A 14,967-nucleotide genomic window follows, 5' to 3' on the forward strand; every position below is an offset into this window, starting at 1 on the left:
CCCTACTAGCTAAAGATTGTGATAGTCACGATACCATTTCGCAAACCGTGCGACACCTTCTTCAATTCTGGTCGCGGGCCGGAATCCGACTTCGCGCGCCAGATCTTCGACATCGGCATAGGTTGCCAGCACGTCGCCCGGCTGCATCGGCAACATCTCTTTCACGGCAGTGCGGCCGAATTCCTTCTCCAGAAGGGCAACCACGTGCATCAGCTCTTCCGGATTGTTGTTGCCGATGTTGTAAATCTTCCATGGCGCTGCACTGGTTGCCGGATCGGGCTTTTCGCCAGACCAGTTCGGATTGCCTTGCGGCGGACGATCCATCAGGCGCACCACGGCTTCGCTGACATCATCGATGTAGGTAAAATCGCGGCGCATGTTGCCATGATTGAATAATTTGATGGGCGTTGCATCGACAATGGCCTTCGCAAAAAGAAACATCGCCATGTCCGGACGGCCCCAAGGACCATAAACCGTGAAGAACCGAAGACCAGTGGCGGGAATGCGATACAAATGGCTATAGGCATGCGCCATCAACTCGTTGGCTTTTTTCGACGCCGCATAGAGGCTGACGGGGTGATCGACATTGTCCTGCACCGAAAACGGCAATTTGGTGTTGGCGCCGTATACCGAGGATGAAGATGCGAACAGAAGATGCTTGCAATTGGTATGCCGGCACCCCTCCAGCACATTGATGAAGCCTTCGAGATTTGCATCCACATATGCGTGGGGATGCTCCAGCGAATAGCGAACGCCTGCCTGCGCGGCAAGATGGATGACGAACGCGAAGCGGTATTGCGCAAAGAGAGACTTTATCGCCGCGCGATCGGTCAGGTCGAGGTTGACGAAGCTGAAGCGCGAATCCTTGCGCAGGATATTCAGTCGCGCCTCCTTCAACGCCGGGTCATAGTAACTGTTGAGACTGTCCAGGCCGACAACATCGCGGCCTCCAGCCACGAGCTGGCGGGCGACGTGAAAGCCGATAAAGCCCGCCGCGCCCGTGACGAGTATTGTCTGATCCGACATATAACCTCAAGGTATCGCTTCGGCTTCGCCGGTCCGGCCGAAGCCTCTTTACCCGTCGCATTGAGGGTGTCGCAATACCCTGTTGTGCGGCTATTGCCAGATCGGCTTTAAAAACATACCAAGGCGGCGAAGTTTCGGCGTGCGGCGCCGATTTGCGCTGCTTTCATCTTCTCATACCTCACGAAGCGCGGGCGAGATGCGCCAGATCCTGCTTTCGACGACAAAAATATTGCTCTCTGCGGCGCTGCTTTACCTCGCGCTACGCAAGGTCGATTTAGCAGATCTTGCCTCACGCATCAATATTGCGAGCCTGGGCTGGATCGGCATGGCGATTGCTATGACGTTCCTGCAGATTTTTGTCGGCGTCTTGCGCTGGCGCGAGATCAGCGCGGAGTGTGGCGCACCGCTGGCGACAAAGCAGGCGATGCGTTTCAATCTGATCGGAACTTTCTTCAACCAGACGCTACCATCCTCGATCGGCGGCGACGCCGTGCGACTCTGGCTGGTCGCGCGCGGCGGCGCCGGATGGCGCGCGGCGACCTATTCGATTTTCGTCGACCGCGCAATCGGCCTGATCGCGCTTGCGGTCATCATCGTCGCGAGCCTGCCCTGGAGCTACAGCCTCATCGCTGATCCCCACGGCCGGTCAGCGCTGCTGTTCGTCGATTTCGCCGCGCTCGCGGGCGGTGTGGGATTCCTCGTTCTCGGCTGGCTGCCGTGGCCCTGGCTGAAGCGCTGGTGGGGCACGCATCATGTTCACGCCTGCTCGATAATCGCGAACCGGGTGATTTTCAGCCGGGAGCGTGGACCGACGATTGCGGTGTTGTCGGTACTTGTTCACGTTCTCGCCGTCGTCATTGTCTGGTGCGTGGTCCAATCGATCGCGGCGCCGGTGGTATTCAGCCAGATTTTTCAACTGGTTCCTCCGGTCATGCTGATCACGATGCTGCCGATCTCGATCGCGGGCTGGGGGGTGCGCGAGGCCACCATGGGACTGGCGTTTGGATATGCCGGGCTGATGACGAACGAAGGCGTGAACGTGTCGCTGCTATTTGGCGCGGTATCGTTTATCGTCGGCGCCTTCGGCGGGTTGGTGTGGATTTTCAGCGCAGAGAAGGCCGCCCAGGGTTCGGCACCGATCGAGGTGCTCAAGTAACGGCCGCATTGGATAGAATGACCATTTCTGAGTTGCCCCTTTCGATATTCGCCATCGTTGCTGCGGCTCTGCTTTCGGCCGGCATAACCTGGGCGCTCCGACCCTGGCTCTTGCGACATGCACTGGCAAAGCCGAACGCGCGGTCGTCGCATCGCATTCCAACGCCGCAAGGAGCCGGCATCGCGGTGACCGGCGCCACGCTGGTGGTCGTGGGCGCCATCGTCGCTTACGCAGATACGGCGCATTTGAATGTCCCGGCCGCAATCTTCGCTGCGTCGCTGTTCATGGCAATGGTGGGATTTGCGGACGACATCAAATCCATTCCGGTGCCGCCGCGACTGTTACTGCAGGCACTCGCCGTCGCCGCGATCCTGCTTACGGCGCCCGGCGATCTGCGGATCGTTCCGGCATGTCCGCTCTGGATCGAACGCGGTTTGCTTTTGCTTGCCGGCCTTTGGTTCGTGAATCTGGTCAACTTCATGGATGGGCTGGACTGGATGACGGTCGCTGAAGTCGTGCCGATCACCGGCGCGATAGTCGTACTGGGATCGGTTGGCGAATTTCCCCTGTCGGCGACCATTGTTGCTGCAGCGCTTTGCGGCGCGATGCTCGGTTTCGCTCCTTTCAACCGCCCGGTCGCAAAAATCTTTCTCGGAGATGTCGGTAGCCTGCCGATTGGCCTGTTGCTCGGCTGGTGCTTGTTGCAACTGGCCTGGCACCAGCAAATCGTCGCCGCGCTGCTGCTGCCGCTCTATTACTTGTCGGATGCGACCGTGACGCTGCTGCGCCGGCTGGTGAGAGGCGAACCGTTCTGGGCGGCGCATCGCTCGCATTTCTATCAGCGCGCGACAGATAACGGCTTTACGGTATTGGGCGTGGTGAGCGAGGTGTTCGCGCTCAACGTGGTTCTGGCCGCGCTGGCGATCGGGTCGGTGATGGCACGGCCTGCGGCGGCAGGGATTTTGTTTCTCATCGCCGGAGGCTTGGGTACAACCATTGTAATGTACCGGTTTTCGCGGCGACGGCTCCAATAAGCCTGGTTGCGCCGACCTCGGAATTCACCACGCCGATGGTCCTTTATGAAAAGACCTCTGGTTCACAACCTTTCTCGCAAAAGCTTTTGGACCAATTCGGAATAGCTCGCCATGGCTCGGGTGAAACTGAACTGCCCCGCGATTACAGAGGCGCGTTCGGCCTGCGATATATCCTTGGAAGAAGCAGCAAGACGTATTGTTCTTGCAAGTTCGTCCGACCTTCCGGGCCTTACCACCCAACCCAGTCCGTGTTCCACTACTGTCAACGCCGCTTCGGCGTCGGGCTCGGAAACAATAATGACAGGTCGGCCCACCGCAAGCAGGTTGTAGAACCGGCTGGGCACCGAGACGCCGGCGACGTTCTTGCGATAGGGAATGAGCCAGACGTTCGCGGCCGCAAGAAATTCTTCGAGGTATTCGTCCTCGACGCGATCGACCAACGTGACATTTTGAAGATTTGCCTCGGCTTGCAGATCCTTCAGTCGTTCGAAGCCAATCCCCCATCCCGAGAGCAGGAAATGAATGTCCGGATCGTCGCGGAGCAATCGTGCGGCCTCAAACACGATGATGGGATCGTGGGTAAAACCGAGATTGCCGGAAAGACCGACCACAAATCGGGGGCCATCGAGGCGACGATAGGGATTGTTCGGCCCAATCGGACGAACAGCCGGGGCCAGCGTTGCCCAATTCGGAATAAACCGGATCTTGTCGCGCGTTATTCCCCGGTGACGCAAAAGAAGCCGCTCAGTGTCGCGCCCAATGATGACGACGACATCCAGCGCACGAAACATCAGCCCGTTGGCGGCACTTATTGCTTTCGTCGCAATCGATGGGGGCTTCAGCAGACCGGCCATCACAAGCACATCGGGATAGAGGTCGTGCATGATCAGCACCGATCGTGCGCGTTTCAATTTGGCGGCGGCGGCAACCGCATAAGGCAACATAAAAGGGGCGGTGACGGTGACCGCGACGTCTCCGCGTTGCAATTTCAGCAGCAGCGTCAGAAATATCCGTGCCGCAAAGAAGATTTCGGCCATGGCGCGCCTGATCAGCGCAGCCTTTGCCGGCCTCCGGTTTTTGATGTTGATGACGGTCGGCTGTTGCGAATTTGCGGGCGCGGCCGGTGCGAAGCCTGAACTTCCGGAAAGCACCAGAACCGGGCCCTCCGCGGCCAGATGTTCGGCAATCTTCGACGTGATTGCGGCTGTCGTGCTGGGATCCGGCGGATAATGCTGGCTGACGATGACAACTTTTCCAGGCGTCCGCATCAATCGCTTTCGAATTGGTCCGGCACGGCCGTCGCACAGGCACTCATACAGCAGTCCATATCAAGCCGCAGTTGATCCGAATTCCGGCACGGCGTCCTTCAGGATGGTTTTGATGGTGGCGCGGTCATCCCTGCTGATCGCCTGCTCGAGCGCCGCGATCCACTTCCGCAGAGCCTGCATCGGCGGTTCGTTGGGTTTGGCCGCCATAATGCCGGCGACACCAATCTCGACCGACGGCTCTTCGGTTGCGAACAGAATTTCGTTTAGCCGTTCTCCCGGCCGCATTCCGGTGAAAACGATCTCGATATCATAGCCCGGCTGCAGACCGGAAAGCCGGATCATGCGCTCTGCAAGCTCGACGATCTTGACCGGTTGCCCCATGTTGAGCACGTAAACCGAAACGTCCGGACGCCGCGGCGCCAGCGCGTGCGTGGCCGCCGTAATCACCAGATCGCAAGCCTCGCGGATCGTCATGAAATATCTGACCATATCGGGGTGCGTGACCGTCACCGGCCCGCCCGCCTCGATCTGCGCCTTGAATTTAGGCACCACAGAGCCGTTCGACGCCAGCACGTTCCCGAATCGCACGGAGATCAGACGCATCCGCGGCTTGCTGCTTTGCTGAGATGTCAGATCGTGATCGAGCGCCTGGCAATACATTTCGGCAAATCGCTTGGTCAGGCCCAGCATCGAAACCGGCTCGATCGCCTTGTCGGTCGAGATCATCACCATTGCCTCGGCGCCCGCCGCCAGCGCCGCATCGGCGACATTCACCGTTCCGAAAATGTTGGTCTTGACCCCCTCACTCCAGTCGCGTTCGAGAATCGGTACATGCTTAAGAGCAGCGGCGTGGAACACGATATCCGGTTTGAATTCGCTCATCAGCCGCAGGATACGCTCGCGATCGCGAATATCCGCAATCCGCCCCTCGATCACAGCGCCGGTCTCGTGCGCGGCAAGCGCTTCCGTGACCGCATAGAGCGCCGGTTCCGAATTCTCGATCACCAGAACCCGCGCGGCACCGAATGTAACGACGCGGTCGCAAATCTCCGAACCGATCGAGCCGCCGCCGCCGGTGACGATGACCGCCTTGTTCTTCACGAAGGCTTCCAGACGCGCGTAATCGATGTTTTCGCTCGGCCGCAGCAACAGGTCCTGGACGGCGACCGTCGTCAACCGCGGCGTATCCCCGCTCTCCAGCGACGGAAGACGGCTGACGATCAGCCCAAGCCGGCGCGCCCGCATCAGGACCGCTTCCGGGCGCGCCTCCGGGTCGAACGCCGACGGCGTCATGACCACGCGCGCAATCGGCTTGTTGCGTCTTGCGAAATCGCCGATCACGTCCTCGATGTCGTCGATGCCGCCGAGCACGGGGATATTCCGGATCGACTGACCTTGATCGGCATTCGACGGCGACAACAGGCCGACCGGCCAGATCCGCTTGACCGCACCACTTTCAATCCCACGCAAGAGAATTTCAGCGTCCGCTGCGCGGCCAATCAGCAGCGTCGGTGACGCGTCCTCAGCGCGGGCGTGGCGGCGCACGCGCGTGTAGCGGAAATAGCGATAGGCGAAACGCGAGGCGCTCAGAAAAAACACCTCCAGGAACCAGTAAAGAACGATGGTAATCTTGCCGAGGAAGAATGTGCCTTTAACGTTCGGCGCGACAAATATGTAATCCAGCACCAGCAGCGCGACCGTCAGCACGGTTGCCGCGCGCAGGATGTTCAGCGCGTCCGGCAACGAAATGAAGCGCCATTTCATGGTGGTCAGACGGAAAACGTAGAAAACAACCAGGCTGAGCGCGATGAAGTACGGCAGGATACGCAGCAACAGCGGCAGCCGCTCGGTGAAAAGGTCCCCCTCAAACCGCAGATAGAAGCTGGCAAGAACCGCAAGCGTGGTCGCCAACGCGTCGTGCGCTGCAATCAACACGTTACGCAAGGTCAGACTGGAGAGACGCATCATTTTTCCGACCGGTAACTAATAAACAATATCGAGCTATGTCGTTGCGAGGCCGCTGATAGCTTAACTCGCACGCGCATGCCAGCCGTCCTTGCTTAGCGGGCTTTCGTTCCCAAGGCCGCTTCACGCGAATTCGTGCTTAGCACCATTCCCGCCGCAATGCCCACGCCCAGGACGTACATCCAACCCGCGTGGAAATCGGTTATGTGAGAATTGAATAGCGAGGTGAAGATATTCTGTACCACCACCATCAACCCGATCCAGGCTGCCAACCCCTCCCCGCGGAACAGTAGCAGATGTAACAACCACATCGCATATAGCACGATAATACCGATCAGGCCCCACTGGATCGCGACGTTCAAAGTCTGGTTGTGCGGATTTGCAACGACCTCGGCGGCCGCGCCGGACTGGTTTACGGCAGCTTCCTGAAAGAGTGCGTGTATCGATCCGGTACCATGGCCGACGATCGGCGCTTCGGAAATGAACCGAAGCGATTTTTTCCAGAATTCCAGTCGATTGCCGATCGAAGTGGGCGTATTTTCCTCTTTGTAGAGTCGGTAGTCCCTCGCAAAGGTTTCGGTAGTCCGACGCAAGTGAGGCGATGTCGTCCACGCCAACCCAGCGAATACGATCGCCGCACACAGTATGACGACGATAGTTCGCCATTTCAGGTGAAGCAGCGCAAACACCGCCAACATGATCGGTATGGTGACCAGCGCCGTCCGTGAAACGATGACGAATGCCATGTTGACGACGAAGCTCAGCGCGATCGCGCTCAGCAACACCGCCGGCAAAGTTCTTTTCGCGCGCAGCAAGGTGATGATCGGATAGGCAAGTACCACGGCGCACAGGGCGAATTCCTGGCTCTGGTCGATATAATTCTTGACCGGCACGCCATAGCTGGCGTTCGTCTTCAGCGCGAGCCTGGGATCGAACGCGACGATCCAGGACATCGCCAGCAACAGAACACAAGACACCAGGAAGGCGATGAACACGTGCATGCCGCGCGCGGATCGCTCGAAATGATACAACAGCACCGGCAGCATCAGCAGTTTCGCAGTCGGGCCGACGGCATAGAGCCGTGCAGCCCACGGGGCGTCCGACCATAGCGTTCCGACCGCCGCCAGGACAAAGAGCGCAATCGGCACGGCACAAATCGGACGCCTCAGCGATTGCAGAAAGGCTCTGACGTCGAGGAACGGGCACATCGAGACGAGCAGGCCGACGGCAAAGATCGCGACCAGCGTCGTCGACCAGGGCAGCGAAAGCGCGACCAGAATGACGAAAACGTCCGCCGTGGTCGCCCAGGCCGCCGGATCGCGCCATGACCTCCCAAACAAGGCTGGCACCCACTCTTTTGCCACCGCACTCACGCCCTGCCTCGCCGTGCACGATCGACAAGCGAGGTCGTACTGAACCCCGGCAGCACTTCGACCAGCAGCACTTCGCCGCCGCTCTTCTCGACGATCTCGTGGCCGACGACCTGGTCACGGGTGTAGTCCCCGCCCTTCGCCAGCACGCTCGGCTTGATCTGCGTGATCAACTTGATCGGCGTGTCTTCCTCGAAAATCGCAACGAGATCGACCGCCTCCAGCGCCGCCAACACCTCGGCGCGCGCGCGCTCGTCCTGAACCGGGCGCCCCTCGCCCTTCAGCCGCTTCACCGAGGCGTCGCTGTTCAGGCCGACGACCAGACGGTCGCAGGCGCCGCGCGCCGCGGTCAGCACCTTGACGTGACCGGGATGCAGAATATCAAAACAGCCGTTGGTGAATCCGACGCGTAGCCCCTGTTTGCGCCAATCCAGAAGAATCGAGGCAAGATCGCCGCCTGCCGCGATGATCTTCTCTTCCGCGGCCAGGGAAGCATGCGGCAGAATTTTTCGCCGCAGTTCCGCCGATGTCACGATCGCGGTGCCTTTCTTGCTGACCGCGACCGCAGCCGCCGCATTCGCCATCCGTAACCCCGTCTCCCAATCAGCACCCGCCCCCAGCGCCGCCGCAAGCACCGCGGCAACGGTGTCGCCTGCACCCGAGACGTCGCGCACCTTCACCGGATGAGCCGGCACATGGATGGCTTCACCTTTCCGCGGCACCAGGGTCATACCGTGCTCGCCTTGCGTCACCAGCACAGCCTCGCAGTCCGCAAGCTGCATCGCGTCTTGCGCGGCATCGGCGATGCTCTTCTCCGTGTCGGCGCGGCTGCGGGTTGCTTCGGCGAATTCCTTGCGATTGGGCGTGAGCAGCGTCGCGCCGCGATAGATCGCGAAATTGGCGCTTTTAGGATCGACGATCACGCGCTTGCCAAGCTTGCGCGCCTCGTCGATGACGTTGCGGATCACGCGTGCCGTCAGCACGCCCTTGGCATAGTCGGACAACAGCACGATATCGGCGCGCGGCAACAGCGGCAGGATGGCGTCGATCAACTTCTGCTCGATATCCGCGGAGGCCGGCGAGGCCAGTTCCCAGTCGGCGCGCAGCATATGCGTCGAGAAATGCTCGGAGACGAAGCGCACCTTTCGCGTGGTCGGCCGTTCGGGATCGCAAATCAGCACGCTTTCGATCAGGCCTTCCTGCGAAAGGGCCGCCTTCAGTTTCGCGCCCGCCTCATCCTCACCGATCAGCCCGACGAAGATGCAGCGCGCACCGAGCGAGGCGATGTTGCGCGCGACGTTGCCGGCGCCGCCGATATTGGTCTCGGTGCGCTGGACCGCGATGACCGGCGCGGGCGCTTCCGGCGAAATGCGCGATACCTCGCCATAGACGAATTCGTCGAGCATGAGGTCGCCGACGCAGAGCACCGTCTGGCGGACAATCGCGTGCGAAAGGGCGTCAAAATCGAACATCGAAACTCGTTATCTGTTGCACGTCACCGGAACCGATCGGCGCGATCGAGAAAACCATTGACGTAGGTCTCGACCGCATCTTCCAGTGCCGTGAAGCCGCCGTTGTAGCCCGCGCTGCGCAAACGATCGACATCGCCTTGGGTGAAGTACTGATAGCTGCCGCGGATTGCCTCGGGCATATCGATATATTGGAGATTCGGAGTCACGCCGAGCGCGGCATAGGCCGAGAGCATCACATCCTTGAAGCTGCGCGCCTTGCCGGTTCCGACGTTGAAAATGCCGCTGACCGACGGCGTCGCCAACAGCCACATCATCACCCGCACAACGTCGTCAACATAGACGAAATCGCGCCGCTGGTCGCCGTCGGCAATGCCCTCGCGATGCGACCTGAACAGCTGTACGGGACGGCCGGCCTTGATGTCGTCGAAGCGCCGCGCCAGCACGCTCATCATCGGGCCCTTGTGATATTCATTGGGGCCAAACACGTTGAAGAATTTCAGGCCGGCCCATTGCGGCGGCAGCTTCTCGCCCTTGGCCGCGCGTCCAGCGACCGCCATATCGAACAGATGCTTGCTCCAGCCATACAGATTCATCGGCCGCAGGGTTTTTAGCGCCGCCACCGACTGGTCGTCGCGAAACCCCTGCGCGCCGTCGCCATAGGTCGATGCCGAGGAGGCGTAAATGAACGGCACCGCATTGGCCGTGCACCAGTCGAGCAACCGCATCGACAGCCGGAAATTGGTCTCGATCACGAGATCGCCGTCGGTTGTGGTCGTCTCCGAGATCGCGCCGAGATGGATGATGGCGTCGAGCCGACGGCCTTTCAGCCATTCCAGCAAATCCGCCGGCGGCACGATATCCGCAAGCCGGCGCTTGGCGAGATTGCGCCATTTGCCGTCATGGCCGAGCACATCGCAAACCGCCACGTCGGTGCCGCCCGCGTCATTCAACGCGGCCACGAGGTTCGATCCGATAAAACCGGCGCCACCGGTCACCAGCAACATTCCGTACCCTGCCCTGATTTGTAGAATGCCAGCTTTGCCCCAGTCCCGCCCGGCAGGCAACTTGAGTAATCCGACCTGGTGAGACTGAGGCGGTTCGACTTTACCCCGCCACGAGGAGCAGTTACCGACAGATGGAATCAGGCGAAGGCAGATCGTCCAAGAAATGAATGCTAATTCGGACCATATGGTGAAGGCTGAGAACCCGGACGACACCCGTCCGATTCTCATCGTTCCATATATGTGGATTGGCGACTTCGTGCGTGGCCATACCGTTGTGCGGGTCCTCAAACAGCGATGGCCGAACCGGCCCGTTGATCTGCTCACCACCTCACTGTGTGCTCCGCTGGTCGACTATATGCCCGGTGTCCGCGCCGGCATTGCCTGGGACCTGCCGCGCAGCCGCCTTGCGGTGGCCAGGCAATGGGGCTTGGCGGCAAAGCTCCGGGCTCGGAACTACGCAACCGCCCTCGTCCTGCCCCGCACCTGGAAATCGGCGATTGCCCCTGCGCTGGCCGGTATTCCGGAACGGGTAGGTTTCGTTGGCGAAGCCAGGTTAGGACTAATCAACCGATGGCGCTGGGGCGAGAAGGCCCTGCCCCGCTTCATCGACAAGAATGCCGCGCTGGCGCTGCCGGATGGGGCCCCGCTGCCGCCGGAATGGCCGGCGCCGCAACTGAATGTTTCCGCCGAGGAAGCCGATCGCTGGCGGAAAGCCAACGGGCTGGGCACGGGTCGCGCCGTGGCGCTGGCACCGGGATCGGTCGGCGCATCCAAGCGCTGGACCTATTATCCGGAGGCCGCGCGCCTGCTTGCGCAACGAGGCCTGGATGTTTGGGTGGTTGGCGGGCCCGGCGAAAAGGCGCTTGCCACGGAGATCGTCGCCGCAGGCGGACCGCGCGTCCGCGACCTCACCGGTACTGACCTGCGCAATGGCATTCTGGCGATGGCAGCGGCCGATGTCGCGATCTCCAACGATTCCGGGTTGATGCACATCGCCGCCGCGCTGGGCACGCCGACCATGGGCATTTTCGGCCCCACCAGCCCCTATCACTGGGCGCCGCTGAACGGACTTGCGGCAACGGTTCAGACCAAAACCGTGGTGCCGTGCCAGCCCTGCCACCGCCCGGTCTGCACCATGAACGATCATCGCTGCATGCGGGACATTCCCGCATCCGACGTGATGACGATCGCCGAGCGCATACTGGCTGATGCGGGGGCACGCATTGCGCACTAACGTCGCGAGCTTGCGCAGCCGCGATGCGATCATTACCAAAGATGCGAACTGCAACCCTGACGGTGCGTCTTGAGCCAAACTTTGAAAGACCCGATCGCCGCTCACCTTGAACAATCGCTCGCAGCACTTCAGCGAGTGACGCAGGATGCGGCGTTGCTCGCCGCCGCGCGCAAGATCGCGGCTGTTATTATCGCGGCGCTGCGCTCAGGTAACAAGCTCCTGATCATCGGCAATGGCGGCAGCGCCGCCGACGCCCAGCATATCGCTGCGGAAATCATCGGCCGCTACAAACAGGACCGCTCCGGCTACGCCGCGATGGCACTGACCACCGACACCTCGGCGCTGACGGCGATCGCCAACGATTACGGCTTCGAACAGGTGTTCGCGCGGCAGGTTGAAGGTCTCGGTCAACGCGGCGACGTGCTGCTGGCGCTATCCACCTCGGGACGTTCGCCGAACATTCTGGCGGCGTTGCGCATCGCCAGAGACCGCGGACTTGTCACCATCGGCTTCACCGGCAGCAAGGGCGAATCACTCGGCTCCCTCTGCGATCATCTGTTGGTATCGCCCAGCGAGGACACCCCCGTGGTCCAGCAGATTCACCTCACTATTGCTCACGGGGTCTGCGACGAGATCGAGCAGACCATGATGCGCGAAGCCGCGAAAAAATGAGCGGCATCGACTCCGCCCACTCTGCGTCCCGGCCCGCCGCCTTCCTCGACCGCGACGGCGTCGTCAACCACGACGACGGCTATATGGGCACGCAGGAGCGGATCCGCTGGATGCCGAATGCAGCGAAGGCAATCCGCCGCCTCAACGATGCCGGCTATTTCGTGTTCTTCTTCACCAATCAATCGGGCGTGGCGCGCGGCTTCTTTACCGAGGACGAACTCAACACGCTGCACCACTGGATGCTCGCTGAACTCGCCGCGCAAGGCGCGCGAATCGACGACATCCGTTATTGTCCGCATCATCCCGATGGATCGGTGGCCGGTTATCTCGAAGACCACCACTGGCGAAAGCCGAAGCCCGGCATGATCCTCGATCTGATGGAGCATTGGCCGGTGCGGCGCGAAGGCAGTTTTGTCATTGGCGACCGCCCGACAGATATCGAGGCGGCGGAAGCCGTGGGGCTGCCAGGCTTTCTGTTCGCAGGCGGCGACCTCGATGCGTTTGTTGCGAACGTAATAACTCAGACCAACGCGCGATAAATTTCGGCGATGCGGCTTGCTTCCGCGTTGAGGCTGAATTTCGCCAGCACCCGCGTCTGCGCGCGTACACCCATCGCTATCGCCAGAGCCGGATCGCGCATCAGCGGCTCAAGTGCGGCGACAAGCGCATCAACGTCGCCGGGCGGCGTCAGCACGCCGGTCACGCCATCCTCGACCGCCAGTTCGGCAGCGCCGGCGCGCGACGCCACCACCGCCGCACCCACCGACATCGCCTCGATCAGCGTCAGACCGAAACCTTCGTTGCGCGAGGTGAAGGCATAAATTGTCAGCCGCTGGTACCAGCGCTGCACTTCCTCGATCGGCAGCTCGCCGGTGATGACGATGCGCGATTGCAGGCCGGCGGCCTCGATCCGCCTTTTCAGATCGTTGGCAAACGCGGTCTGCTCAGGCGTGATCGCACCGACGATAACAGCGGTAAACTCAGGATGGCGCGGCAGCAGCCGGCACATCGCCTCCACGAACACGTCGCTGCCTTTTTGCGCGCGCACCCGGCCGAAGCAGCCGATCGCGTAGCGGCCCGGCAAGCCGGATTGAGCGAATGCCGCCGCACGATCGGCCGAGGGTGCGTAGAGGTTGGTGTCGACACCATGCGGAATGACCGTGGCAACCCGCTTGAGAAATGACGCCGAGATGTCGTTGGTGGCGATGATCGCATCCATCCGGTTGATCAGCCACCGCGTGATCCAGGTGTGATGCCGCTGCGCCGCGGACGTGAACACAAGCTTCAGCGGCCAGCCGAGCGATCGCAACAGCACTCCAACAATCATCTCATTGTTACGCCGCGCGTGCCAGATCAGCGGCGTGCGGCGGCGCCATATCTTCGCAATATCCGCGACGCCGATCCGCGCAATGCCGTCTGGCGCATCCGGACCGAGCCATTTCGCGCGGAACATTTTCGCGAGTTTCGGCGCAACCATGCGGTTGGTCGCGGTGACGCCCGAATAGCGCTTGTGCAGATTCGGCACGATCACCTGTAGATTGTCGGCGGAATTGTTCTCGATCGCCACGTCAGGCTCCGTTTCGCGCCTTCCTATACGCAACATTAAGCATAGTGGCCAGTTGGGTTGCGCCGGAACCCACTTTTCACCGCGCTCCGGATAGCATCGCCCGGTTAATCGGGAGATGGGTGAGCTCATGACTGTGCTTCTCACCGGCGGCGCCGGCTATATCGGAAGTCACATGGTTCATGCGCTGGTGGAAGCCGGCGAAAGGGTTGTCGTTATCGACAACCTGTCCACCGGCTTTTCCGCATTCCTGCCCGAGGGCGTTCCGCTGTTCATCGGCGATGCCGCGGATGAAAATCTGGTCGAGGGCGTCATCACCGCGCACGGCGTGGAAAGCATCATTCATTTTGCCGGTTCGGTGGTGGTGCCGGATTCGATGCGCGATCCGCTCGCCTATTACCGCAACAATACCATGACGACGCGCAGCCTCTTGAATGCGGCAGTGAAATGCGGCGTCGGCCGCTTCATCTTCTCATCGACCGCGGCAGTGTACGGCAATCCGGATCAGGTGCCGGTTTCCGAACATGCACTGACGCGGCCACTGTCGCCTTACGGCTCCTCGAAGCTGATGACCGAAATCATGTTGCATGACGTCGCCTCCGCGCACGGCATGAACTATGTCGTGCTGCGCTACTTCAATGTCGCGGGCGCCGATCCGCTGGCGCGCATTGGGTTAGCGACGGTCGGCGCGACCCATCTTGTGAAAATCGCGGTCGAGGCGGCGACCGGGCAGCGTGCGAAGATCGATGTGTTCGGAACCGACTATCCGACACCGGACGGAAGCTGCATTCGGGATTTCATTCACGTCAGCGATCTGGCACAGGCGCATCGCGCGGCACTGTCCTATCTGCGTGGCAACGGCGGCTCGGTGACGCTGAATTGCGGTTACGGCCGTGGCTACTCCGTGCTCGAAACCATCGAGGCGGTGCGGCGGGTTTCGGGGCGCACTTTTGCGGTTCAATATGCGCCGCGCAGGCCCGGCGATATCATGACCATGGTCGCGGACACCAGCCGCATCCGCACCACGCTGGACTGGGCGCCGCAATATGATGATCTCGAGACGATCGTCGCCCATGCGCTGGCGTGGGAAGAGAAATTGTTCCGCGAGCGTCAAGACGAGATGCCCCACGCGGCGTCGGCCTAAATCTCGGGCGACGCAAGGCCTGATTTGGCTTGAAAAACCCCGACATAGCGGGCAAGGA

13 protein-coding genes are annotated in these 14,967 nt (G+C 61.0%); 6 read left to right on the plus strand and 7 right to left on the minus strand.

Features of this window, described 5'->3' with window-relative positions:
• Nucleotides 1–9 precede the first annotated feature (9 nt).
• A complete protein-coding gene (locus tag N554_RS0110750) occupies nucleotides 10–1,026 on the minus strand; it encodes an NAD-dependent epimerase (RefSeq protein WP_029583471.1) in 1,017 nt (338 codons plus the stop codon).
• 196 nt (nucleotides 1,027–1,222) lie between these two features.
• Between N554_RS0110750 and N554_RS0110755 the strand changes: the two genes are divergently transcribed.
• Together N554_RS0110755 and N554_RS0110760 are read left to right on the plus strand one after the other, a co-directional pair.
• The gene (locus tag N554_RS0110755) at nucleotides 1,223–2,182 is read left to right on the plus strand and encodes a lysylphosphatidylglycerol synthase transmembrane domain-containing protein (protein ID WP_029583472.1); all 960 of its coding nucleotides are present in this window, start codon (nucleotides 1,223–1,225) and stop codon (nucleotides 2,180–2,182) included.
• Nucleotides 2,183–2,199: 17 nt separating this feature from the next.
• Nucleotides 2,200–3,216 carry an MraY family glycosyltransferase gene (locus N554_RS0110760; protein WP_029583473.1) on the plus strand — a complete coding sequence of 339 codons (1,017 nt, stop codon included), beginning with the start codon at nucleotides 2,200–2,202 and terminating at the stop codon, nucleotides 3,214–3,216.
• A gap of 62 nt (nucleotides 3,217–3,278) precedes the next feature.
• On the opposite strand, the gene N554_RS0110765 is transcribed toward N554_RS0110760, so the two are convergent.
• The 5 genes from N554_RS0110765 to rfaD all read right to left on the minus strand — a co-directional run bounded on the left by N554_RS0110765 (nucleotide 3,279) and on the right by rfaD (nucleotide 10,295).
• Nucleotides 3,279–4,484 carry a glycosyltransferase family 4 protein gene (locus tag N554_RS0110765; RefSeq protein ID WP_029583474.1) on the minus strand — a complete coding sequence of 402 codons (1,206 nt, stop codon included), beginning with the start codon at nucleotides 4,482–4,484 and terminating at the stop codon, nucleotides 3,279–3,281.
• Nucleotides 4,485–4,544: 60 nt separating this feature from the next.
• Nucleotides 4,545–6,452, minus strand: coding sequence for an SDR family NAD(P)-dependent oxidoreductase (locus tag N554_RS0110770; RefSeq protein WP_029583475.1), 1,908 nt, complete (start codon nucleotides 6,450–6,452; stop codon nucleotides 4,545–4,547).
• A gap of 92 nt (nucleotides 6,453–6,544) precedes the next feature.
• Nucleotides 6,545–7,822: an O-antigen ligase family protein gene (locus N554_RS0110775; RefSeq protein WP_029583476.1), complete on the minus strand. Its 1,278-nt coding sequence runs from the start codon at nucleotides 7,820–7,822 to the stop codon at nucleotides 6,545–6,547.
• Complete coding sequence (gene rfaE1, locus N554_RS0110780) at nucleotides 7,819–9,291, minus strand: D-glycero-beta-D-manno-heptose-7-phosphate kinase (RefSeq protein ID WP_029583477.1); 1,473 nt, start codon at nucleotides 9,289–9,291, stop codon at nucleotides 7,819–7,821. The genes N554_RS0110775 and rfaE1 overlap by 4 nt, the downstream gene beginning before the upstream one ends.
• A gap of 23 nt (nucleotides 9,292–9,314) precedes the next feature.
• Entirely contained in the window at nucleotides 9,315–10,295 is a 981-nt protein-coding gene (rfaD, locus tag N554_RS0110785; protein ID WP_029583478.1) for an ADP-glyceromanno-heptose 6-epimerase, read from the minus strand.
• 163 nt (nucleotides 10,296–10,458) lie between these two features.
• Between rfaD and waaF the strand changes: the two genes are divergently transcribed.
• From waaF to N554_RS0110800, 3 genes are all read left to right on the plus strand, one after another.
• On the plus strand, nucleotides 10,459–11,529 hold the full coding sequence (waaF, locus tag N554_RS0110790; RefSeq protein ID WP_029583479.1) for a lipopolysaccharide heptosyltransferase II: 1,071 nt from the start codon (nucleotides 10,459–10,461) through the stop codon (nucleotides 11,527–11,529).
• An 81-nt stretch (nucleotides 11,530–11,610) separates the two neighbouring features.
• The gene (locus N554_RS0110795; RefSeq protein WP_245283569.1) at nucleotides 11,611–12,201 is read left to right on the plus strand and encodes a D-sedoheptulose 7-phosphate isomerase; all 591 of its coding nucleotides are present in this window, start codon (nucleotides 11,611–11,613) and stop codon (nucleotides 12,199–12,201) included.
• The gene (locus N554_RS0110800) at nucleotides 12,198–12,740 is read left to right on the plus strand and encodes a D-glycero-alpha-D-manno-heptose-1,7-bisphosphate 7-phosphatase (protein ID WP_029583481.1); all 543 of its coding nucleotides are present in this window, start codon (nucleotides 12,198–12,200) and stop codon (nucleotides 12,738–12,740) included. Before N554_RS0110795 ends, N554_RS0110800 begins: the two co-directional genes overlap by 4 nt.
• On the opposite strand, the gene N554_RS0110805 is transcribed toward N554_RS0110800, so the two are convergent.
• Nucleotides 12,722–13,768, minus strand: coding sequence for a glycosyltransferase family 4 protein (locus tag N554_RS0110805; RefSeq protein ID WP_029583482.1), 1,047 nt, complete (start codon nucleotides 13,766–13,768; stop codon nucleotides 12,722–12,724). The two genes, N554_RS0110800 and N554_RS0110805, sit on opposite strands and share 19 nt — an antisense overlap.
• A 127-nt stretch (nucleotides 13,769–13,895) precedes the next feature.
• Between N554_RS0110805 and galE the strand changes: the two genes are divergently transcribed.
• Nucleotides 13,896–14,909 carry a UDP-glucose 4-epimerase GalE gene (galE, locus tag N554_RS0110810; protein ID WP_029583483.1) on the plus strand — a complete coding sequence of 338 codons (1,014 nt, stop codon included), beginning with the start codon at nucleotides 13,896–13,898 and terminating at the stop codon, nucleotides 14,907–14,909.
• Nucleotides 14,910–14,967: the final 58 nt, after the last annotated feature.

This window comes from Bradyrhizobium sp. URHD0069 (assembly GCF_000701345.1).
Taxonomy (GTDB): domain Bacteria; phylum Pseudomonadota; class Alphaproteobacteria; order Rhizobiales; family Xanthobacteraceae; genus Bradyrhizobium.